The organism is Flavobacterium psychrolimnae (assembly GCF_003312425.1).
GTDB classification, from domain to species: domain Bacteria; phylum Bacteroidota; class Bacteroidia; order Flavobacteriales; family Flavobacteriaceae; genus Flavobacterium; species Flavobacterium psychrolimnae.
The window spans coordinates 20,617-43,124 of record NZ_QNUX01000011.1 but is presented as its reverse complement, the minus strand read 5'-3'; the positions used below and the strand labels follow the sequence as shown (position 1 = coordinate 43,124).

Genomic DNA, 22,508 nt, shown 5'->3' with positions numbered 1-22,508 from the left:
AATTAGTGATTAGTGAACAGTTATTAGCCAAAAGCTTTTTACTATTTACTATTCACTTATCACTTATCACTCTTTTAAAATAAAAAAATGAAATTAGCAGAAATATCCATAAAACGTCCTTCCTTAGTCATCGTATTGTTTACGATACTAACTTTAGGAGGATTGTTTAGTTACAGCCAATTAGGCTACGAATTGATTCCAAAATTTGAAACTAACGTAATTTCGATTGCAACTGTATATCCTGGTGCATCACCTAGTGAGGTCGAAAATACCGTTACTAAAAAGATTGAAGACGCGATTTCCTCTTTAGAAAACATTAAGAAAATCGACTCTAAATCCTTTGAAAGTTTATCTTCGGTGTCTATAACACTGACATCAAATGCTGATGTTAATATTTCGATGAACGATGCGCAGCGAAAGATAAATGCTATTATAAACGACTTACCGGATGATGCGGACGCCCCTTCCCTAAACAAGTTTTCTTTGAGCGATTTACCAATTATGACCATTGGTGCCAACGGAAAAATGGACGAAGTTGAATTTTATGACTTAGTTGATAAAAAATTAGCGCCCGTATTATCTCGTGTACAAGGAGTCGCACAAGTAAACATTACCGGTGGACAAGAAAGAGAAATTCAAGTCAATCTTGACGCTGTAAAAATGCAAGCCTACGGACTTTCGGTACCGCAAGTGCAACAGAACATTTTATCCTCCAACTTGGATTTCCCAACCGGAAATATTCAAACCCGTGAGCAAAAAATATTAATCCGTTTAGCCGGAAAATATAAGAATGTTGAAGAGTTAAGAAACTTAATTGTTTCTTCTAAAAACGGAATCCAAGTTCGTTTAGGCGAAATCGCTGATGTTCAAGACACACAAAAAATCACTGAAAAAGTAGCTCGTGTCAATCAGAAAAGTGCTATTATTTTGCAAATCATAAAACAGTCCGATGCTAATGCGGTTGCGGTGAGTGAAGAGTTGGTGAAAACAATTGCTAAACTAGAAGCGGAGTACAAAACGACTGAATTAAAACTAGAAATAGCAAAAGACAGTACTGTATTTACACTTGAAGCTGCTGATGCCGTGGTACATGATTTACTTATTGCAGTACTTTTAGTAGCGTTTGTAATGTTGTTTTTCTTACACAGTATTCGAAACTCATTGATTGTAATGGTTTCTATTCCAGCTTCGTTAATTGCTACCTTCATCGGGATTTATTTAATGGGATACACCTTGAACTTAATGAGTTTATTAGGATTGTCTCTCGTTGTTGGTATTCTTGTGGATGATGCTATTGTGGTTCTAGAAAATATATACAGGCACATGGAAATGGGCAAAAACAAAGTTCGTGCTGCCTATGATGGTACAGCCGAAATTGGTGGAACTGTAGTATCGATTACGCTTGTAATTGTGGTTGTGTTTTTACCAATTGCATTGAGTTCTGGATTGGTTTCTAATATTATTACGCAGTTTTGCGTAACGGTAATTATATCTACTTTACTATCATTAGTGGCATCATTTACTATTATTCCTTGGTTATCATCTAGATACGGAAAATTAGAACATATTGAAGGTAAAAACCTTTTCGGAAGAATCATCCTTGGTTTTGAAAGTTATTTAACGCGTTTCATCAACTGGATTTCTGGATTATTGACTTGGAGTTTAGATCATTACAAAACAACACTAGCTATTGTTTTAGTTATCTTTTTCAGCTCAATTGCATTGGTTCCTGCAGGGTTTATTGGAGGTGAATTCTTTGCAGCATCAGACAGTGGTGAGTTTTTAGTTCAAATCGAAATGCCAAAAGATGCCTCGCTAGAACAAACTAACTTCATGACACAAAAAGCTGAAGCTTTTCTAGAGAACGAAGCTTTTGTCGAAAGCCAGTTTACTATTGTGGGTCAAACCAGTGGTGGGCTTGGAGCTTCGCAAGCAACTGCATACAAATCAGAAATTAACGTGAAAATGGTCCAATTAGACCAACGCGATGAACCTGCAAATGTTTACGCTGCAAAAACCAAACGTAAATTAGAAAAACTATTAGTTGGTGCAAAAGTTAAAACCGTTCCGGTAGGTATTTTAGGAACGGCTGAAGATGCTACTTTAGGGCTTATTGTAACGGGTCCAGATGTAGCAAGTGCCATGAAATTTGCCATTGCTGCTGAAAAAGAATTGCGTACTATTCCAGGAGCAACAGAAATAGAATTATCTGTGGAAGATGGAAATCCTGAAGTAAACGTAAAAGTGGACAGAGATAAAATGGCCGCACTTGGTTTGAGTTTACAAACAGTTGGTATTACAATGCAAACGGCTTTTAGCGGGAATACCGACGGACGTTTTAGAGCTGGAGAATACGAATATGACATCAATATTAAATACAATGCATTCGATAGAAAAAGTATTGCTGATGTAAGCAACTTGATTTTCATCAATGATATGGGTCAACAAATCAAGTTAAATCAATTTGCAACCGTTACGGAAGGTTCTGGTCCAAGCCAATTGGAACGTAGGGACAAAACGGCATCGGTGACAGTAAAAGGGCAAAACGTGGGAGTTGCTTCTGGAACAATTGTTGCGCAATGGCAAGAAAAAATAGATCAACTAAAGAAACCTACGGGTGTCAACTACATTTGGGGTGGTGATCAAGAAAACCAGTCAGAAGGTTTTGGAACATTAGGAATTGCTTTATTGGCTGCCATTATCTTAGTTTACCTTGTAATGGTTTCCTTATACGACAGTTTTGTGCATCCATTCGTAGTATTATTTGCTATTCCGCTTTCATTCATTGGAGCATTACTAGCATTAGCATTAACGAATAACACCTTGAACATCTTTACGATTCTTGGAGTCATCATGCTTATTGGTCTGGTATGTAAGAATGCGATCATGCTTGTGGATTACACCAACCAACGTAGAGCTGCTGGTGAAACCATTAGAACCGCATTAATTCAAGCGAATCATGCGCGTCTTCGTCCAATTTTAATGACAACAATTGCAATGGTTTTTGGTATGTTCCCTATTGCATTAGCCGCTGGAGCTGGAGCCGAATGGAAAAATGGTTTGGCATGGGTAATTATTGGTGGATTAATAAGTTCCTTATTCCTAACCTTGATTGTCGTTCCAGTAATTTACGAAATCATGGAGAAGCTAATTGCTAAATTCTCTAAAGGAGAAAAAGTTGATTACGAAGCGGAAATGGTTGCTGATTATGACCACATCGAGTTAAGCGAAGATGGTTTTAATCCAAAACATACGGTTTAGGAATATTAGAAGTTGGGTTAAAAAAAGAGGCTGTTCGAAAAGTATTTTTCGAACAGCCTCTTTTTATATAAAAACTCTTAATTCAAAAAAGCTCCTATTTCTTCATTAAATTTCGGAGAAGATGGCCTTGCTGCATCTGCTTTAACAACTTTTCCATTTGGATCTATCAAAATAAATCTTGGAATAGATTTAATTCCGTAAGCTTTTATAAAATCTGAATTCCAATCGTTATCCGCAAAAAGCTGAACGCCGCCTAATTCTTTTTTATTAACCATCGTTTTCCACTTATCTAAATCTTTTAATTTATCAATTGAAATACTTATAAAAACTATATTTTTATTTCGATAAAGTTCTTCTGCTTTTTTTAGAAAAGGAACTTCAGCTATACAAGGACCGCACCAAGTAGCCCAAATATCTAAATAAACGTACTTACCTTTAAAATCTTCCAATTTTGTTTTTCCACCTTTATAATTATCATAATCAAATGATGGAGAAACGGAACCGTTTAATTTATTATTATCCAATACTTGGTTATAATAACTAGTTAAACCAAGTATCGAACTTTCAATGTCCTTTTTTTGAAGTGCTTGAAAATTAAGGTCTAAATTTTTATTTTCTAAACGCGCAAAACTAGATTTTTTTTTGTCATCCACTACTCTTTTAAAAGTCTCCTGATCTGAAGCTAAAAGAGAAGTGTAATCATATTTAGCATCCAAAAGCGAACTTTGCACCATATAATTGTTTTCGACTGCTCCCTTTCCAGAAAACACCATAGATTCATCAAATTTTTGAGCATCGATTTTAAGTTTTAAATCAAACCCATTTTTGATAAATATTTTAGCGTATTCCTTACCGTCATAAAGCATGTAAATCCCTTCAGCAATACTCAAGGTATCTTTAAAAATTCCCTCCTTATTGATTGCTATCGTTTTGAGTAATTTTCCATTTTGTCTGTTTCGAATAAAAATAGAATCCGTGTTTCTATTGGATATTTCAGCCTGAAAAGACATTTTCGATTTCATCTGAGCAATACCGTTAGAAAAGCAAAAAAATGCGAATACGATACAAAATAATTTTGTCATAAAACTGTGGTTTAAATATTGTTAATCAAATCTAATTTAATAATTCCAATTCGAAATAAAAGATTTAATTATAATTTTTTAATCACATAGGTAACAATTCCCCAAATGATTAATTGGTTTTCTTCGGTGACTTTTATCGGAGCATAATTGGGATTTTCAGGCATCAGATACAAACAGTCTTTCTCAACTTGCATGCGTTTCACCGTAAACTCTCCGTCGATAAAACAAATCGCAATTTTATTGTTTTGCGGTTCTAAACTTCGATCCACCACAAGAACATCTTTGTCATTGATTCCGGCATCGATCATGGAATTTCCCTTGACTTTTATATAAAAAGTTGCCAACGGATTTTCGCTTAATTGTTTGTTCAAATCAATGCTCATTTCCATAAAATCAGCCGCCGGCGATGGAAATCCTGCCGAAACACCTTCGCTGATGAAAGGAATTCGCAATTCACTTTCAAAATCAGGGAGAAAAAAAGTCAGTTTTTGATCTTTGTTTATTGACATTTGATTTCGAGTATATCTTTAAAATTAGTGGTGTATTTAGGTGACAAATGCTTCTGATTCATATTCCAGGTCAAACTTAAATTTTGGGTAGCCAACTTCACTTTCTTGTCACCAATTTTTTTATTCAGGCCGTCCATTACTTTCATCAATAGCAAATGTTTTGGATTTTCCTCATCAAACAGCTGCAATTGTTTCTTATTCTCATCAATCAATTCAGTGACAATAACGCCCGCTTTTTTGAATTTCAAATGCTCATTTCCTTGGTGCAGTTTTTTTAACATTACGATAGCAGCATTGGAAATTGTCAACGTAGAATTTGATGCATACGGCAATGTAATCGCCATGTTAAAATAATATTTGGAGGTTTTAACCGTATGTTTATCCACCACAAGCATCACAATAATAGTATGACAGCAGGAGTTTTGTTTTCGCAATTTCTCAGCGCAAACAGAGGCAAAAGTAGCAACACGTTCCCGCAACAAATCAAAATCAGCAATTTGTTTTGGAAAACTTCGGGTCGTGGCAATACTTTTCTTTTGGTCTACGATAGGTTCTAAATCCAAGACTGATTTTCCTTCGAGTTCGTATTTTAAACGCATACCAATCACGCCCATTTCTTTTTTGATCCAAGCTTCGTGTTGCGGTGCAGTAAAATCTAAAGCAGTCACAATATTCTTGGCTTTCATCTTTTTATTCATTCGGTAACCAATGCCCCAAACGTCTTCAATCTTTGTCCATTTCAAGGCTTTGATACGTTTTTCTTCACTATCAATAACGTAAACCCCTTTAGTTCTGTCTTGGAATTTTTTAGCAATTTTGTTGGCTACTTTTGACAATGCTTTGGTTTCGGCAAAGCCAATGCAAACGGGAATTCCTACCCATTTTTGCACACGGGTTTTCATTTGGATTCCATAATCATGATAATTGGAAATCGTCAAACCATCAAAATTCAGGAACGCTTCGTCGATGCTGTAAATTTCTAGATTTGGTGTAAACTGACCTAAAATTGCCATCACGCGATTGCTCAAATCACCATACAACGCATAATTTGAAGAAAATACTTGTACATTTTTCTCTTTTACCAATTCCTTAATCTGGAATGCTGGCGCACCCATAGCAATCCCAACCGCTTTCGCTTCATTACTTCTGGAAATAACACAGCCATCATTATTTGACAAAATCGCAACCGGTTTCCCGTTGAATTTCGGCTGAAAAACACGTTCGCAGGAAGCGTAAAAATTGTTACAATCGACTAATGCATACATGCTACAAAATTACTCAATATCAGTTGAAGCGAGTTCGTAACATAAGTTAATTTTAAGCACTGTTGATAAGTAGTTTTCATACTAAAAGTTTTTAAAAACAAGATGATTTCTCTTTTATTGGAATTATTTAATTGTAAAAACAGCAAGAAAAAGTATAAAACGAACCTTCTATTCTATTAAAAAAATCTTAATATATCGTATTTCATAAAATTACTTTAAAGTCACAAAACATTGATTTAAAACTATTTAAAACCTTAAAAATAACATTCACTCTCAAAACACAAGACCATGATTAAAAATTTTGGCATGCTACTTGAATATCCTAAATCAAATAACACAAAAAGCGAAAGCCGAAAAGCTTAAGAGTAGGCAAAATTCAAAATAACTATATCATGAAAAAAATTACCCTTTTAGTTGCTAGTATCTTCGTTTTTGGAGGTAGTATAGCGAACGCAGCAGAGAAAATCGATTTTTCTGTAGAAAGAAGATCTCCAGTAGATTTTAGAAACGCCGACCCAATTGTGTTCACAGAAAGAGGAATTGAGTTCTTCGTGTTCCCTGACGGACAATTAGATTTTAATACACGCCCTACAACAGGTCGAGATATGTATTACAAATCAAGCCGAAAAAACAGTGTTAATAAAACATTTGGCGCTCCAGGAAATGTTCGAAATGGGAATTATGGTGTAAAAGTGGAACACGACAATATGGGTCGAGTAAGACAAGTTGGGAATGTGTTCATCAATTATGATGCGAATGACAGAGTAAAAAGAATTGGCTCTGTTTACATGACCTACAACCGTTTTGCATTAGAAAGAGTGGGCGGATTAGAAATTATCTACAACCGTCGTGGTCAAATTGTTGATACTTTTGGCGCCGTAAAAGGAGGAAAAGCTTACCAATATGGACAAAATAGTTTTGGCAACAATGATTTTGGTAACAACCAAAACTCAAATGATGACGATTACTACTATTACAAATCAAATGGCACAAAAGCCAAAATTGAAAAAACTAAAGTAGTTGATAACGCTGTCATTGTATTAAATAGAAGATAATTATTTGGTTTGGAATGATTGGTTTGAAAATTCCCGTTGGTATTCGTATCAGCGGGTTTTTTGTTTAAAAAGATACTGCAATAGTACTATTTACGCTACTTAAGCACTGATCGCAATTCCTGACGGTATTGCGAAGCGCTTTTTCCGGTAAATTCTTTGAACGATTTATTGAAGTAACTAAAATTATTGAAACCACTTTCATAGCATATCTCAGAAATGCTGATGGGTTTCTCCGCCAGCAATTTCGAGGCATGAACCAATCGGTAATCATTTACAAATTTGGTAAAAGTTTTGTTCGTAATCTTTTTGAAATACCTGCAAAAAGAAGGTTCTGTCATACTCACCAATTCTGAAACTTCTTCCAGCGTAATATGTTCCTGAAAATTATCTTTTACGTAATTAAAAACAGCGTTGATGCGGTCATTGTCCTGCATTTGCATTTCCATCGAAAATCCATCGGCATTCAAAACAGTGGCTTCATTGGATAATTCCAGCTCATTAAGAATACTCAACATCGTCAACAATCGCTCAAACTGCGGCTGTTGTTCCATCGATTCTATTTTCTTCCCGATATTTTTTTTGGTTTCACCATGAAAAGCAATTCCGGCTTTGGCTTGACTAAAAAGATTCCGAATATTCGTCATTTCGGAAATATCAAAGAAACCATTCCCTAAAAAATCCGGTTTCATTTGGATAACCGTTTCATTTTTATTCCCGGTTTCTTCATTGGTAAACCCACAGTGCGGCAGGTTACTTCCTATCAAGATTAAATCACCATCAGTATAATACGAAATATGGCTTCCTATCTGGCGTTTTCCGGAACCGCCATTTACAAAAACCAGTTCAATTTCAGGATGATAATGCCACAAGTGTGCTTTGCTATTCGCGTTTTCGACATATTTCGAAAAGTAGAAAGAACTCCCAAACGATGGCGCTATAATTTCAAAAGCTGGCGGTATAATTTTCACACGAATCCGTATTTAGAATTACCACAAATTTACCAAAAATAGACACTCAATTAACTTTTTTAACCTTAATCGATTTCGTAAAAGGTAAAATAGCACACAAATCAGAAAATTCAGCACTACTCATACTGAATAGGTTACAGTAATTTAGCCTCAGATAAATATCATTATAAATCTAAAAATTTACAATTATGAAAAAGATTTTAAAATTTAGTTTAGTGTTAGCCGCAGTAGTATTGACTGCCGTACAAGCACATGCAGGAAACGCAGATTTTTCACTGGATTTAATAAAAGAAGAGGGAAAAACGGTAAGTTTTAATTTGAAAGAGACAAAGAAAATTGATTTGTCCATTTATGACACCAATGACAGTTTAATCTATCAGGAAAAAGTTACTTCTGAAGAAAATATCAGCAGAACATACGATTTGACTGCTTTGCCAGACGGAATTTACTTCTTGAAAGCAGAGAGTGATCTTAAAATTTCAAAGTATAAAATTGAAGTTGTAGGTAACAAAGCTAAATTATCAGCTGATGCTATTTCTGAAGTGTATAAACCAGTTTTAGTGAACAAAAACGGAATGGTTACCGTGAACATTTTAAACTTAGAAAAAACTCCAGTTAGTGTTGCCATTTACAACTCAGAGGAAAACGAAGTATATAATGAGACTTTGACTGCTGATCTTTATGTGGGTAAAATATTTGATTTAACTAGCGCACCAAGTTCAAAATATACGTTTGAGATTACTTATAACGGAAAAACATATATCGAAACAGTGGCTATCAAATAGTGATTAAATAAATTATTGTAGTAAAGAGGCTTTCTTCGGATTGCCTCTTTTTTTTGTTTTAAATAGATGAAAATCCTAAAGATTTCCAATAATAGAATCCATAACCCAACTTGAATGGGCTGCTGTTAAACCTGTAGAAGAGTGTTTACTATTCCCCAAAAGGTCTTCTCGCATTTGCTGCACATGATACAACTGGATATTTTCAGGATGTTCAATGAATAATTCTGTCTGCCCTTGTTCGTTAGAAAGCACTACAGGATCATTTTCAAATACAGAAAACATTATTTTTCCTTTGCTTCCATAAATGTCCACTTTATCTTCCCGTTCAAAACAACCAAAGTTCCAGCTTCCTGAGCCGGTAATTCCAGACTCATGCAACCAGCAAGCAGAAACGGCATCTTTAGCTGAATACAATCCCTGTTGATTGAGGCTTAAGCCCGAAACCTCTTTTATGTTTCCCAATAAATGTGTGAATAAATCCAGTCCGTGACTAGCTAAATCATCAAAATAACCACCTGTAGCAATAATGGCATCGGTTCGCCAATTGTATTCTCCAGATAAATCTTTCGCATTTGCCGATTTACTCAGATGCCATCTTATGTGCCTGATTTCGCCAATGCAACCTGTATCCAACCACGTTTTCACTTGTTCAAAACGAGGCAATGTGCGCCTGTAATAAGCAACAAACAAAGGAATATTTTTTGCGGCAAAGGCATCGTAAATTGCCAGACTGTCTTGGTAATTTGGAGCTAAAGGTTTTTCGATACAACAAATCTTACCGACTGCAGCGACTTTAAGTCCGTAAAAATTATGAACATCGGGAGGTGTGGCAATGTAAATGGCATCAATTTCAGGATCATTAATCAAATCATCGGCATTGGTGTAACACTTGCTTATTCCGTGTCTTTTGGCATAATCAGCAGCCTTGACCGCATCTCTTCGCATTACTGCAACGACTTCAAAGCCATCCGTTTTCTGGTACGCAGGACCACTTTTCAGTTCGGTAACATTTCCACATCCCAATATTCCCCAACGGATTACTTTTGTACGTTCACTCATAATTACTAATTTTTCAATACTTCTGACAATTTAGAAAAAATGGTTTATAGTCTTAATTACAACCATCGATTCCACAACTGTCTCCATCTGTAGTATTCAATACCGTTACTTTCGAATCAAATTTGCCTTCTTCCCATACTTTTTCAAGTGTTTTCACAAATGTTTCGACATGTTGCGCACCCGAAACCGCATATTTATTATCGAAAACAAAGAACGGAACACCTTGGACACCGATAGATTGTGCCTCATCAATATCTTGCTGCACTTCTTTTGCGTAGGAATTAGAATGTAATACTTCATCAATGGATTCAGCATTCAGTCCTACTTCCAGTCCCAATGCTTTCAAAGTATCTAAATCATTTATGTTCTTGCCCTCCGTCAAATAGGCTTTGAATAATAATTCTTCTAAGTCATTTGCCAAATTATATTTTTTGGCCAAATGCAACAAGCGATGCGCATGCAATGAATTCGCCATAACAGCTTTTTCAAAATGGAAATCCAATCCTGAATTTTTAGCATTTTGAGTCATATTATCCAGCATCTCTTGTGCCCAATCAGTATCTTTTCTATATTTTTCTGCCAAATGCTCTACCATATTATCCTCCGGAGAAGCTATAAAACTGGGGTCCAACTGAAAGCTTTTCCATTCAATTTCAACTGCATCTTTATGTTCGAAATTCTCTAAAGCACCTTCTATTCTCCTTTTTCCTATATAACAAAACGGACACATGATATCCGACCAGATTTGTATTTTTAATGTATTTGCCATCTTACTTTCTTTAATTAAATTCAAAATTAATTCTATGTTACAAAATTAATAAATTCAGTTTTGAGCTTTTTGTGTTTTAGTATTTAATTATAGATACTGGAATAGTAAATATTTATTCCAATCAAGAAAACCCGTTTAAACCAAAAAAAACCATCAAAATTGCTCTTGATGGTTTTCTGTATATTTTTAAAACTTTGGTTTATGCCAATAAATCCAAAATAAATGAAGGATACAAACCTAAGGCGATATTCAAAACAATTGATATAACAGCAACGGCATAAATGATAACCGGAGTTCCTTTTCTTTCTTCATTTGGTTCTTTGGTATACATCGCCAAAATCAATTTGAAGTAGTATCCAACGCTAATAATAGAGTTTATAACTGCTACGATTACTAAAGCCAAATAACCCGCTTGAATCGTTTGATTGAACAAAACCAATTTGGCAAAAAATCCGGCGAAAATTGGAATACCAGCCATCGAAAGTAAAGCTGCCGTAAGAATGGCTGCTAACAATGGATTCGTTTTTCCTAAACCGTGGAAATTAACCACATCTTCATTCTCTCTATTTTTACAAACATATAAAATTACACTAAAAGCAGCGATTCCAGATAAAGAATACGCTGAAGCATAATACAACAAACTTCCTGCTGATGTAGACAAACTCAATAAAGTCATCAACATAAACCCAGCGTGGGAAACCCCTGAAAAAGCCAACATACGTTTTACATTCGTTTGTCTTAATGCCATAATATTACCCACGGTCATAGAAGCCATAGAAATAATAACTACTACCATTTTGAATGACTCTGAAACATCAGCATTCATAACGGATAATAATTTGTACAAAGTCGCCATAGCAACAACTTTGGCTAAAGTACTCATCAATGCTGTTGTCAATGCCGGAGAACCTTCGTAAACGTCCGGTGCCCAGAAATGGAATGGAACTGCAGCCACTTTAAATAACATTCCGATAGTTACCAATACAATTCCTATTGGAAACCAAACCGGCAATTCGGCTGATTGCGATAATTCACTGATTTCAGTAACATCAAAACTTCCCATAGCTCCGTAAATTAAACAGATACCAAAAAGAATGATTCCCGAAGCAAAAGATCCCATTAAGAAATACTTCATTCCAGCTTCGTTACTTTTTAAATTCATACGGTCACTTGCCGCAAGAATATAAAGTGCAATTGATAATACTTCAATTCCTAAAAAGAACATTGCTAAGTTTCCAAAAGAAACCATCGCCACTGCTCCTGCCAATAAAAATATTTTTATGGCAATATAATCAGAGATTTTAGATTGATGATTTTCGTAAAAGTTATGTCCTAAAGCCACCAAGAAAATAGTAAGCACAATAAACAAAGACGAAAAAGTACTAGAAAATTTACTCACAACAATCATGTTATTGTAGTAGCTTTCCGTTGAATTAAATTCAGATATAGTTAAACCCAACACTCCTAATAATCCAAGTATTGTTATTGGAACAATGGCTTTCCTTAAATTAAAAATTTCAAATAAAAGGCATAAAACACCTAATCCTATTATAGCTATTAATGTATTCATTTTCTTATTTGACTTAGTTAATTCGGTTTATTTGAGTTAAAATTTCTTCCAGACTTGGCGTAATCAAATCGGTAATTGGCTTTGGATACATCCCAAAAAAGAATAAAACACCAATTATAAGTACCAATGTTATTCCTTCATTGACAGTTACATCCGCAAAAGCCTTTGTATTGGTTTCTCCCAACATTGCATGTTGAAACATTTTCAGCATATAATACGCTCCTAAAATAATGGTTGTTCCTCCTAAAATGGCAAACCAAATATTAATTTGTGAAAGACTGTATAAAACAGTAAATTCTCCAATAAAGTTAAAAGTAGTTGGCAAGGCAACAGATGCTAAAACCAAAATCAAAAACATCGAAGTGAATTTTGGTGATTGCGTACGGATACCTCCCATTTCAGCAATTGCTCTGGTTTCGTATCTTCTGAAGATAATTTCAGCGGCATAAAACAATCCAACAACTACAAACCCGTGAGCAATCATTTGTAAAACTGCTCCACGCAATCCGTCTAATGTCAAAGTGTATGTTCCTGCTGCAATCAAACCAACGTGAGCCAAAGAAGAATACGCTAATAATTTCTTTAAATCTTTTTGTTTCAATGCTACGATAGATCCGTAAATCACACCTGCAATTCCAAGTCCTATGAAAATATACATGTACTCTTTGGCTGCCAATGGCGCCAATGGCAATTGCCAACGAATAACGCTATACAATCCCATTTTTAGCATGATACCAGATAAAAGCATCGTACCAACAGTTGGCGCTTTTTGGTACACATTTGCTTGCCAAGTGTGGAAAGGAATTAATGGAATCTTGATCGCATACGCTAAGAAGAAAGCCAAGAATATCCACAATTGTTCCGTTGCTGATAAATTTAATTTGTATAAATCTTCTAATAAAAGACTTCCTGCTTTTTGATACATATAAACAAAAGCAACCAACATAAATAAAGAGCCGGCAAGTGTGTAAATAAAGAATTTAACTACCGCTTTTTTACGTTCTTCTGCATCTCCGTTACCCCAAATTAAGGCGATAAAGTAAATAGGAATCAATGCTAATTCCCAGAAAATATAATACAACAAACCATCTGATGCCAAGAAAGTCCCTGCCATAGCAAACGCCATAAACAAGATTAAAGCATAAAATGATTTTGAATTTTTATAGTCATTTCCAAAAGAGGAAAATATAATTATTGGAGTCAAAACTGTGGTCAATAAAAGCATTGCCATTGATAATCCGTCTGCTTTTAGAGCAAAAGAGATATTAGGTTGCGTAATCCACTGGTTGATGAAACTGATGTTTTCACCTAAATTATAGTGATTTAATAATACAATAGATGCGCCTGCAGCAGCTAACCCAAAGAACAAAGCCAGTTTTGAAGCCAGTTTATCGCCTGCAAGAAAAGTTGCAAACGCACCAACCAAAAGTATAATTAATATTAGAGATACATTCATGATATATGATTATTGTTGAGCTAAAAATAAATAAGAAACAATGGCGCAAAGCCCCAATACGAAAGCAAAAAGATAAAGACCAATGCTTCCATTTTGTATTTTCTTTCCTTGGTAACTTATTTCGTTGGTAACTTTTCCGAATCCAAAAACTAAAGCTGATAAACCCGTTTCTACAGTGTCTCTGAAAAAACGAGACAAGAAATTAATTGGTTTAACAAAAATAGCGTCATAAAATTCATCAACATAATATTTATTGTAAAGCACTTTAGAAAATCCTGTAATAGCAGCATCTTCTGTTGGAACTGTATTTTGTTTGATGTATTTGGCGTAAGCAATACCAATTCCTACCAATCCACCCACAACAGCAATGGCCATCAAGATATATTCAGTAGTTCCTAAATGGTGTTCAGCGGTTGCTAATTTTGGTAAAATTGGAATCAGATAATGATTCAACCAACTGTTTCCTGGTAAACTGATCAAACCACCGATAGTTGCCAAAATTGCTAAAACAATCAAAGGAATGGTAATCAAAAATGGACTTTCGTGCAAATGGTGTTTTTGTTCTGCGGTTCCTCTGAATTCTTGGAAGAATGTCAAGAACATTAGACGGAACATATAAAAAGCAGTCATTATAGAAGCAACCGAAGCCACAATCCATAACGGAATATTATGATGGAAAGCCACTAATAAGATTTCGTCTTTCGAGAAAAATCCTGAGAATAAAGGAACTCCAGAAATCGCTAATGAAGCAATCAACATCGTTGCAAAAGTAATTGGCATTGCTTTTTTCAAGCCGCCCATATTTCGCATGTCTTGTTCTCCATGCAAAGCATGAATTACAGAACCTGAACCCAAGAACAAACAAGCTTTGAAGAAAGCGTGAGTGATTACGTGGAAAACAGCCACTTCATAAGCGCCTAATCCTAAAGCCAAAAACATTAATCCCAATTGAGAAACGGTAGAGTAAGCTAAAACTTTTTTGATATCGTTTTGAACTAATCCAATGGTTGCAGCAACTAAAGCAGTAACAGCTCCAACTATCGCAATTATAGACTGCACATCTGGAGTCAAATCAAATAAGAAATTCAATCTTGTAATCATAAAAATTCCTGCAGTTACCATCGTAGCCGCGTGAATCAATGCTGAAACTGGTGTTGGACCTGCCATCGCATCCGGCAACCAAGTATACAATGGTATTTGTGCTGATTTACCACAAGCTCCAATAAATAAAGCGAAAGCAGCAACAGAAAGCCAATACATATCAAGATTCGTTGCACCGGCAATAGCCGTTTTTAAAGTAGCATAATCTAAAGTTGAGAATAAATTTCCAAGAATGAAAATCCCAACTAACAACCCTAAATCACCAATACGGTTCATGATGAATGCTTTCTTAGCAGCGTCATTGTACTCTTGGTTTTTATGCCAAAATCCAATTAACAAATACGAACAAAGACCTACACCTTCCCAACCGATGAACAATACTAATAAGTTACTTCCTATTACTAATGTAATCATGAAGAATATAAACAGATTCAAATACGCGAAAAACTTGTGCATATTTTCATCATCGTGCATGTAACTGATGGAATACAAATGAATCAAAGATCCAATTCCAGTTACGAAAAGCAACCATAAAATAGACAATTGGTCCAATTGAAATCCAAAATCAACATTGAAGTTACTGATTTGAATCCAGTCAAAAAGTGAAATACGAATTCCTTCCGGTTGTGCCGATATTCCACTAAAGAAATAAGCCGTTGCTATAAAAGAAACCAAAACGGAAAGCGTTCCTATTATTCCTGAAAGTGATTTTCCAAGGCTTTTGCCAAAGAAAACATTGATTAAAAATCCTAAAAAAGGAGCGAGAACTAAAACTAAAGCTATATTGGTATTCATTTCCATTTATCCTTTTAAGTTTTTTAAATTATCGATAGTAATTGAACCTAGATTTCTAAAAATAGAAACTAGAATTGCCAATCCTACCGCAACTTCTGCCGCAGCAACAGCCATCGAAAAGAACACAAAAACTTGTCCTTGCGCATCTTGATGATAGGTCGAAAATGCTACAAACAATAAGTTTACTGCATTCAGCATAATTTCAATTGACATAAATACGATAATGGCATTTCGTCTGTACAACACTCCGAAAACCCCAATACAAAAAAGTATTACGCTTAGGAATATATAATTTTCAATACCAATGTGGTTTAAAATATTGTTCATCTTATTTTTGCAATTTTTCTTTTTTAGACAATAACACAGTTCCAATCATAGCAACCAAAAGTAATATGGAAGCAAATTCAAACGGAACCATATATTCATTCAGCAAGATTTTACCCAATACTTTTATAGACTGATAATCTTCGCCGGTAGTTACGTATTCTCCAACAATAGGTTTTGAATTGATGAAAATAGCTATCAAAACCAAACATATTAAACAAAAAGAAACAATAGCTCCTAATCGTGTAATTCTAGGTCGGTGCACTTCTCTTTCCTCATTTAAATTCATCAACATGATGGTGAATAAAAACAAAATCATAATCGCTCCAGAATACACAATGATGTGCACTATCGCCAAGAATTGAGAATTCAATAATAGATAATGACCTGCAATCGAAAAGAAACAAATCACTAAATAAATAGCGCTGTGAATGGGATTTCTGCTAAAAATTGTCAAAAATGCGGTTGCTAATGTGATAGCAGCCAATACACAAAAAATTATAAGTACTGTAGACATTAGTTAGCGTTTTTAAGTTGAGCATTTTGCATTGCGATATCTAAAGGCATGACTAATTTATCTTTTCCAAAAATAAAATCTTCTCTTTCATAACTTGAAGGAACCAAAACTTTAGAAGTTGTCAAGTAGATAGCGTCTTTCGGACAAGCCTCTTCACACAATCCACAAAAAATACAACGCAACATATTGATTTCATATATCGACGCATATTTTTCTTCTCTGTACAAATGTTTTTCGTCAGCTCTGCGTTCTTCAGCTTTCATCGTAATCGCTTCTGCAGGACAAGACAACGCACACAAACCGCAAGCCGTACAGTTTTCACGACCTTGTTCATCACGTTTCAACATGTGCTGACCGCGATAAACCGGACTCATTTCACGTACTTGCTCCGGATATTGAATCGTTACTTTTCTGGTAAACAAATGCTGAATCGTTATTATCAAACCTTTGACAATCGCAACAAGATACATTCTTTCCCAAAAAGTCATCTCCTTGTTAGAGACTTGCTTTTTTCTTCCTGATAAGGATATAGTTTCTATTGACATTTTTTATTTTTATTTGAAGCTTAATCCTGCTATTCGTTTCAATCTTTTATGTTTTTAAACAAAAAACATAAAAGGATTTCCACTGCTATCAGGGCTAGGGCTTTTCGGTACTAATTAAAATCCTAAATAAGCAGCAATTTCTGCTCTCAAAATTACAATTCCAGTAATTATAATATTAATGATTGACAGTGGAATTAATATTCTCCAACCCAAATGCATCAATTGATCGTATCTGAATCTTGGAATAGTCCAACGAACCCACATATAGAAAAAGATGAATCCACACAATTTGATAAACAAAGCACCAAATCCTAAAATGTTGGCAATATTTACACCCCAATTTTCAACAACCCAACTCATTCCAGGATAATTATATCCTCCAAAGAATAAAACCGCTAAAATCGTAGAAGAGATAAACATATTCGCATATTCAGCAAATAAATAGAATCCCATTTTCATCGATGAATATTCCGTGTGATATCCTCCAATTAATTCACTTTCGCATTCCGCTAAGTCAAAAGGAGTTCTGTTCGTTTCTGCAAAAGCACAAATTAAAAATATAATAAAAGATAATGGTTGGTAAAATACATTCCAGTTCATTCCTGCTTGTTGTGCTGAAATCTCTCTTAAACTCAACGTTCCAGTCATCATCAACAAAGCAATCATCGAAAGTCCCATGGCAACTTCATAAGATACCATTTGCGAAGCAGCACGAACCGCACCCATCAAAGAGAATTTATTATTAGATGCCCAACCACCAATCATGATTCCGTAAACACCTACTGAAACAACTCCAAAAAAGTATAACAATCCAATGTTCAAATCAGTAGCCTGTAATAAAATATCTCTTCCAAACAAATGCAGTTTATCTCCCCAAGGAATTACGGCACTGGTCATTAAAGCAGTACTCATTGCGATTGCCGGACCTACAAAAAACAAAAATCTGTTTGGTGTATTAGGCTCAAATTCTTCTTTCGAGAATAATTTTAAACCATCGGCAAGCGGTTGAAACAATCCAAAAGGACCGGCTCTATTTGGTCCAACACGATCTTGAAGCCAAGCGGCAACTTTTCGTTCAGCCCAAGTGGAATACATTGCCATCAACATTGTCAAAGCAAAAACTGCAATAATAATGACACTTTTTTCTATGATAATAGTACTATCCATTATTACCCAAGCTTTTTTGATTAATAATGTCTTCTTCGGTCAATGGAATCTCGACCATGCTTATTTTCTTACGGTCTTCTTCTCTACCTAAAAGAATATTTTCTTCAGTAGCGATTTCCACTTTTTGTAATTTTCTGTTGTATTTATTTTGGTTGATAACCGAATCTTTTTCGAATGCTCTTGGTCCTTCAATAGTCCAATCAGCAATATCTTTGTGATCAAAACGACATCCATTACAAATAAATTCATCTACTTCATGGTATTCGTCTTTTCTTCCGGTAACACGTTGGATTTCGTCACCAAACATCCAAACGGTAGTTTTTCCAGAACAAGTAGGGCAATTTCTGTGTGCGTTATAAGGCTTACTGAACCAAACTCTAGATTTAAATCTAAATGTTTTATCAGTTAAAGCACCTACAGGACAAACATCAATCATATTTCCAGAGAATTCATTATCAACCGCTTTAGAAATACAAGTTGATATATTAGAATGATCTCCTCTGTCCATTACTCCATGAACACGATCGTCAGTCAATTGATCTGCCACCATTACGCAACGGTAACAAAGAATACAACGGTTCATGTGTAATTGAATATTTGGACCAATATTTTCTGGTTCAAAAGTTCTTTTTTCTTCGATAAAACGAGTTTCTGATTTCCCGTGCTCAAAGCTTAAATTTTGCAAATCACATTCTCCTGCCTGATCACAAACCGGACAATCTAACGGGTGATTAATCAATAAAAATTCTGTTACTGATTTTCTGGCTTCTTGAACTCTCGGTGAAGATTTACTGTTCACTTCCATTCCGTCCATACAACCTGTTACACAAGATGCCATTAATTTAGGCATTGGTCTTGGATCAGCTTCACTTCCTTTTGCAACTTCCACTAAACAACAACGGCATTTTCCACCGCTACCTTTTAGTTTAGAATAATAGCACATTGCTGGCGGAACTACTTCTCCACCTATCATACGTGCTGCCTGCAGGATTGTTGTTCCTGGTTCTACTTCTATGCTTTGACCGTCTATGGTTACTTTCATTTTCTGAAATTCTTGACTTTATACGATTACTTTAGAAACTAAATGCTTTACTTTTTCAAAAGGTTCCGCAACAAAATGATCTCTATTCTTTATTTTTTCCGGGAAACGAATATGGTATTCAAACTCCTCTCTAAAATGACGAATTGCTGCTGCCACTGGCCAAGCTGCCGCATCACCTAATGGGCAAATGGTGTTTCCTTCAATTTTACTTTGAATGCTCAACAACAAATCAATATCTTCTTCACGACCGTGACCATTCTCGATTCGGTGCAATACTTTTTCCATCCATCCCGTGCCTTCACGACAAGGAGAACATTGTCCACAGCTTTCATGATGATAAAAACGAGAGAAATTCCAAGTATTACGAACGATGCAAGATGTGTCATTGTAAACAATAAATCCGCCTGATCCTAACATAGAACCCGTTGCGAATCCACCGTCACTTAAAGATTCATATGACATCAAACGATCTTCACCGTTTGCCGTTTTATAAATTAAATGAGCAGGTAAAACGGGAACAGAACTTCCTCCAGGTACAAATGCTTTCAAAGGTCTATCAGAACTCATTCCGCCTAAATACTCATCAGAATTCATGAATTCGTAAACACTTAAACCCAATTCAATTTCATAAACACCAGGATTTTTAATATGTCCTGAAGCCGAAATTAATTTAGTTCCTGTAGAACGTCCAATACCAATTTTAGCATATTCTGCACCTGTATTATTGATAATCCAAGGCACAGCGGCAATTGTTTCCACATTATTTACGACCGTTGGATTTGCCCAAAGTCCTGAAATTGCAGGAAATGGTGGTTTGATACGAGGATTTCCTCTTTTTCCTTCCAAAGATTCGATTAAAGCAGTTTCTTCACCACAAATGTAAGCTCCGGCACCACAATGAACATAAAGTTCTAAATCGTATCCTGAACCTAATATATTTTTACCCAAAAATCCAGCAGCTTTTGCTTCGTTAATGGCTCTTTCTAATATTTTATACACCCACATGTATTCTCCACGAATGTAGATGTAAGAAAGGTTTGCACCCAAAGCATAACTGGAAGTAATCATTCCTTCAATCAATAAATGAGGAATAAATTCCATCAAATAACGGTCTTTGAAAGTTCCTGGCTCTGATTCATCCGCATTACAAACTAAATGTCTTGGTTTTCCTGATTTTTTATCAATAAAACTCCATTTCATTCCTGCTGGGAATCCTGCTCCACCACGACCACGCAATCCTGAAGTTTTCACTTCTTCGACAACTTCGTCTGGCGTTAATGTTTTTAGGGCTTTTTCTACTGAAGCATAACCCCCGTTTTGACGGTACACTTCGTAGGTTTTAATTCCTGGAATATTTATTTTGTCTAATAATATTTTTTGTGACATATTATTTATCGTGTAATATTATTGTATCGTTTTTGCAATCTTCAATTAACTGGTCGATTTTTGCTGCCGTCAAATGTTCTTTGTAAAAATCGCCTAATTGCATCATTGGAGCGTAACCACAAGCACCTAAACATTCAACTCCTCTCACTTCAAATAGACCGTCTGGAGTAGGCTCACCTACTTTTACACCTAATTTTTCACAGGTATAATCCATTAAATCTTCCACTCCATTCAAACAACAAGGAGAAGTTTGACAAAATTCAAACATGTATTTTCCAACTGGTCTTTGGTTGTACATCGTATAAAACGAAACTACTTCATAAACTTCAATTGGCTTAATCAAAAGAATTTCAGCGACTTTATCCATTAATTCAATACTCAACCAATTCTCGTGAGCATCTTGAACTTCATGTAAAACAGGCAATAATGCCGATTTTCTTTTGTCTTCAGGATAATGACTAATCAATTCATTGATGCGGGTCATCAATGCTTCAGTCATATTTATTTCTTGTTTGTGATAAGTTCTTTCCATTTTTTTTAAATCTGAAATGCTTCGCCAGTTCGCTGACGCTCGTGTCTAAAATCGTTAATCAACAATCTGATATCTTTTATGCGTCTAATTCTCCGGCAATAACATTTAAACTTGACAAAATAACAATTGCATCTGACAGTAATGAACCTTTAATCATTTCAGGATACGCTTGATAGTAAATAAAACAAGGTCTGCGGAAATGTAATCTATAAGGAGTTCGACTTCCGTCCGTAACCAAATAAAAACCTAGCTCTCCGTTTCCACCTTCAACAGGATGGTATATTTCGGCAACTGGAACAGGAACTTCACCCATCACAATTTTGAAATGGTAAATCAACGATTCCATACTCGTGTAAACATCTTCTTTTGGAGGAAGGTAATAATCCGGAACATCAGCATGGAAGTCATTTCCTTCCGGCATTTTTTCTAATGCTTGACGAATGATACTCAAACTCTCCCAAACTTCGGCATTACGAACACAAAAACGATCATAAGTATCGCCTGATTTTCCAACTGGAATAATAAAATCAAAATCTTCGTAAGAAGAATATGGTTGCGCTACACGAACATCATAATCAACACCTGCAGCACGTAAATTTGGACCTGTAAACCCATAAGCCATAGCTTGTTCAGCCGTTATAGCTCCAACATTTACAGTTCTGTCAATAAAAATTCTGTTTCTTTCGAATAAGTTTTCAAATTCTTTCCAAGCAGCTGGAAAGTCTTGTAAAAACACATCTAATTTTCTAAAAGCTTCTGGTGACCAATCTCTTTCGAAACCACCAATTCTTCCCATATTAGTAGTCAAACGAGCTCCACAAATTTCTTCGTAGATTTCATACACTTTTTCTCTAAATTGGAATACATATAAAAATCCGGTATACGCTCCGGTGTCCACACCAAGGATTGAATTACAGATAATATGATCCGTGATTCTTGCCAATTCCATTACAATAACTCTTAAATATTGTGCTCTTTTAGGAACTTCAATATCCAACAATTTTTCTAATGTCATCCACCAACCCATATTATTTATAGGTGATGAACAATAGTTCATTCTATCTGTAAGAGGGGTGATTTGGTAAAAAGGACGGTTTTCGGCGATTTTTTCAAAAGCTCTGTGAATGTAACCAATGGTTGGTTCCGCTTCCAGAATTCTTTCTCCATCCATCAACAGAATATTTTGAAAAATACCGTGTGTAGCTGGGTGAGTTGGCCCTAAATTCAGAATCGAAAGCTCGCTTCCATCTTCGTTTAGCTGTTCTTTTATTCTTTTAGCATAGCGATGCTCTGGTGGTAATAATAGTTCTGACATTTATT

At 35.4% G+C, this 22,508-nt stretch carries 20 protein-coding genes; 3 read left to right on the top strand and 17 right to left on the bottom strand.

The features are described from left to right. The first annotated feature begins 87 nt into the window (after nucleotides 1-87). Entirely contained in the window at nucleotides 88-3,261 is a 3,174-nt protein-coding gene (locus tag DR980_RS11940; RefSeq protein WP_113636451.1) for an efflux RND transporter permease subunit, read from the top strand. Between the two features lie 77 nt (nucleotides 3,262-3,338). Here DR980_RS11940 and DR980_RS11935 read toward each other — a convergent pair whose 3' ends face one another. The 3 genes from DR980_RS11935 to DR980_RS11925 form a co-directional block, all read right to left on the bottom strand. Further along, the gene (locus DR980_RS11935; protein ID WP_244199297.1) at nucleotides 3,339-4,151 is read right to left on the bottom strand and encodes a TlpA family protein disulfide reductase; all 813 of its coding nucleotides are present in this window, start codon (nucleotides 4,149-4,151) and stop codon (nucleotides 3,339-3,341) included. Nucleotides 4,152-4,411: 260 nt separating this feature from the next. After that, the gene (locus tag DR980_RS11930) at nucleotides 4,412-4,852 is read right to left on the bottom strand and encodes a LexA family protein (protein WP_113636446.1); all 441 of its coding nucleotides are present in this window, start codon (nucleotides 4,850-4,852) and stop codon (nucleotides 4,412-4,414) included. Further along, the gene (locus DR980_RS11925; RefSeq protein WP_113636444.1) at nucleotides 4,843-6,117 is read right to left on the bottom strand and encodes a Y-family DNA polymerase; all 1,275 of its coding nucleotides are present in this window, start codon (nucleotides 6,115-6,117) and stop codon (nucleotides 4,843-4,845) included. The genes DR980_RS11930 and DR980_RS11925 overlap by 10 nt, the downstream gene beginning before the upstream one ends. A gap of 392 nt (nucleotides 6,118-6,509) precedes the next feature. On the opposite strand from DR980_RS11925, the gene DR980_RS11920 reads away from it, so the two are divergent. After that, the gene (locus DR980_RS11920) at nucleotides 6,510-7,172 is read left to right on the top strand and encodes a hypothetical protein (RefSeq protein WP_113636442.1); all 663 of its coding nucleotides are present in this window, start codon (nucleotides 6,510-6,512) and stop codon (nucleotides 7,170-7,172) included. Nucleotides 7,173-7,267: 95 nt separating this feature from the next. Here the strand turns inward: DR980_RS11920 and DR980_RS11915 are convergent, their stop codons facing one another. After that, nucleotides 7,268-8,140: an AraC family transcriptional regulator gene (locus tag DR980_RS11915; protein ID WP_113636439.1), complete on the bottom strand. Its 873-nt coding sequence runs from the start codon at nucleotides 8,138-8,140 to the stop codon at nucleotides 7,268-7,270. Nucleotides 8,141-8,328: 188 nt separating this feature from the next. Between DR980_RS11915 and DR980_RS11910 the strand changes: the two genes are divergently transcribed. After that, on the top strand, nucleotides 8,329-8,925 hold the full coding sequence (locus DR980_RS11910) for a T9SS type A sorting domain-containing protein (RefSeq protein WP_113636438.1): 597 nt from the start codon (nucleotides 8,329-8,331) through the stop codon (nucleotides 8,923-8,925). A 75-nt stretch (nucleotides 8,926-9,000) separates the two neighbouring features. On the opposite strand, the gene DR980_RS11905 is transcribed toward DR980_RS11910, so the two are convergent. The 13 genes from DR980_RS11905 to DR980_RS11845 form a co-directional block, all read right to left on the bottom strand. Further along, a complete protein-coding gene (locus tag DR980_RS11905) occupies nucleotides 9,001-9,984 on the bottom strand; it encodes a Gfo/Idh/MocA family protein (protein WP_113636436.1) in 984 nt (327 codons plus the stop codon). A gap of 52 nt (nucleotides 9,985-10,036) precedes the next feature. Beyond that, the gene (locus tag DR980_RS11900) at nucleotides 10,037-10,753 is read right to left on the bottom strand and encodes a DsbA family oxidoreductase (protein ID WP_113636434.1); all 717 of its coding nucleotides are present in this window, start codon (nucleotides 10,751-10,753) and stop codon (nucleotides 10,037-10,039) included. Between the two features lie 199 nt (nucleotides 10,754-10,952). Next, on the bottom strand, nucleotides 10,953-12,323 hold the full coding sequence (locus DR980_RS11895) for an NADH-quinone oxidoreductase subunit N (protein ID WP_113636432.1): 1,371 nt from the start codon (nucleotides 12,321-12,323) through the stop codon (nucleotides 10,953-10,955). Between the two features lie 13 nt (nucleotides 12,324-12,336). Further along, nucleotides 12,337-13,779: a complex I subunit 4 family protein gene (locus DR980_RS11890; protein ID WP_113636430.1), complete on the bottom strand. Its 1,443-nt coding sequence runs from the start codon at nucleotides 13,777-13,779 to the stop codon at nucleotides 12,337-12,339. Nucleotides 13,780-13,788: 9 nt separating this feature from the next. Beyond that, nucleotides 13,789-15,675, bottom strand: a complete 1,887-nt coding sequence (gene nuoL, locus DR980_RS11885) for an NADH-quinone oxidoreductase subunit L (protein WP_113636594.1) — start codon at nucleotides 15,673-15,675, stop codon at nucleotides 13,789-13,791. A 6-nt stretch (nucleotides 15,676-15,681) separates the two neighbouring features. Further along, a complete protein-coding gene (gene nuoK / locus DR980_RS11880; protein WP_066079401.1) occupies nucleotides 15,682-16,002 on the bottom strand; it encodes an NADH-quinone oxidoreductase subunit NuoK in 321 nt (106 codons plus the stop codon). Nucleotide 16,003: 1 nt separating this feature from the next. Beyond that, nucleotides 16,004-16,516, bottom strand: coding sequence for an NADH-quinone oxidoreductase subunit J family protein (locus DR980_RS11875; RefSeq protein ID WP_113636428.1), 513 nt, complete (start codon nucleotides 16,514-16,516; stop codon nucleotides 16,004-16,006). Then, entirely contained in the window at nucleotides 16,516-17,061 is a 546-nt protein-coding gene (locus DR980_RS11870) for a NuoI/complex I 23 kDa subunit family protein (RefSeq protein WP_113636426.1), read from the bottom strand. The genes DR980_RS11875 and DR980_RS11870 overlap by 1 nt, the downstream gene beginning before the upstream one ends. Nucleotides 17,062-17,175: 114 nt before the next feature. Continuing rightward, nucleotides 17,176-18,228 (bottom strand): NADH-quinone oxidoreductase subunit NuoH, encoded by a 1,053-nt coding sequence (gene nuoH, locus DR980_RS11865; protein WP_113636424.1) that lies wholly within the window; start codon nucleotides 18,226-18,228, stop codon nucleotides 17,176-17,178. Beyond that, on the bottom strand, nucleotides 18,221-19,270 hold the full coding sequence (locus DR980_RS11860; protein WP_113636422.1) for a 2Fe-2S iron-sulfur cluster-binding protein: 1,050 nt from the start codon (nucleotides 19,268-19,270) through the stop codon (nucleotides 18,221-18,223). Before DR980_RS11860 ends, nuoH begins: the two co-directional genes overlap by 8 nt. Nucleotides 19,271-19,288: 18 nt before the next feature. Beyond that, entirely contained in the window at nucleotides 19,289-20,656 is a 1,368-nt protein-coding gene (gene nuoF, locus DR980_RS11855; RefSeq protein ID WP_113636420.1) for an NADH-quinone oxidoreductase subunit NuoF, read from the bottom strand. A gap of 1 nt (nucleotide 20,657) precedes the next feature. Next, nucleotides 20,658-21,188, bottom strand: a complete 531-nt coding sequence (locus DR980_RS11850; RefSeq protein ID WP_113636418.1) for an NADH-quinone oxidoreductase subunit NuoE family protein — start codon at nucleotides 21,186-21,188, stop codon at nucleotides 20,658-20,660. A 76-nt stretch (nucleotides 21,189-21,264) separates the two neighbouring features. After that, the gene (locus DR980_RS11845) at nucleotides 21,265-22,503 is read right to left on the bottom strand and encodes an NADH-quinone oxidoreductase subunit D (RefSeq protein ID WP_113636416.1); all 1,239 of its coding nucleotides are present in this window, start codon (nucleotides 22,501-22,503) and stop codon (nucleotides 21,265-21,267) included. Between the last annotated feature and the right edge of the window lie 5 nt (nucleotides 22,504-22,508).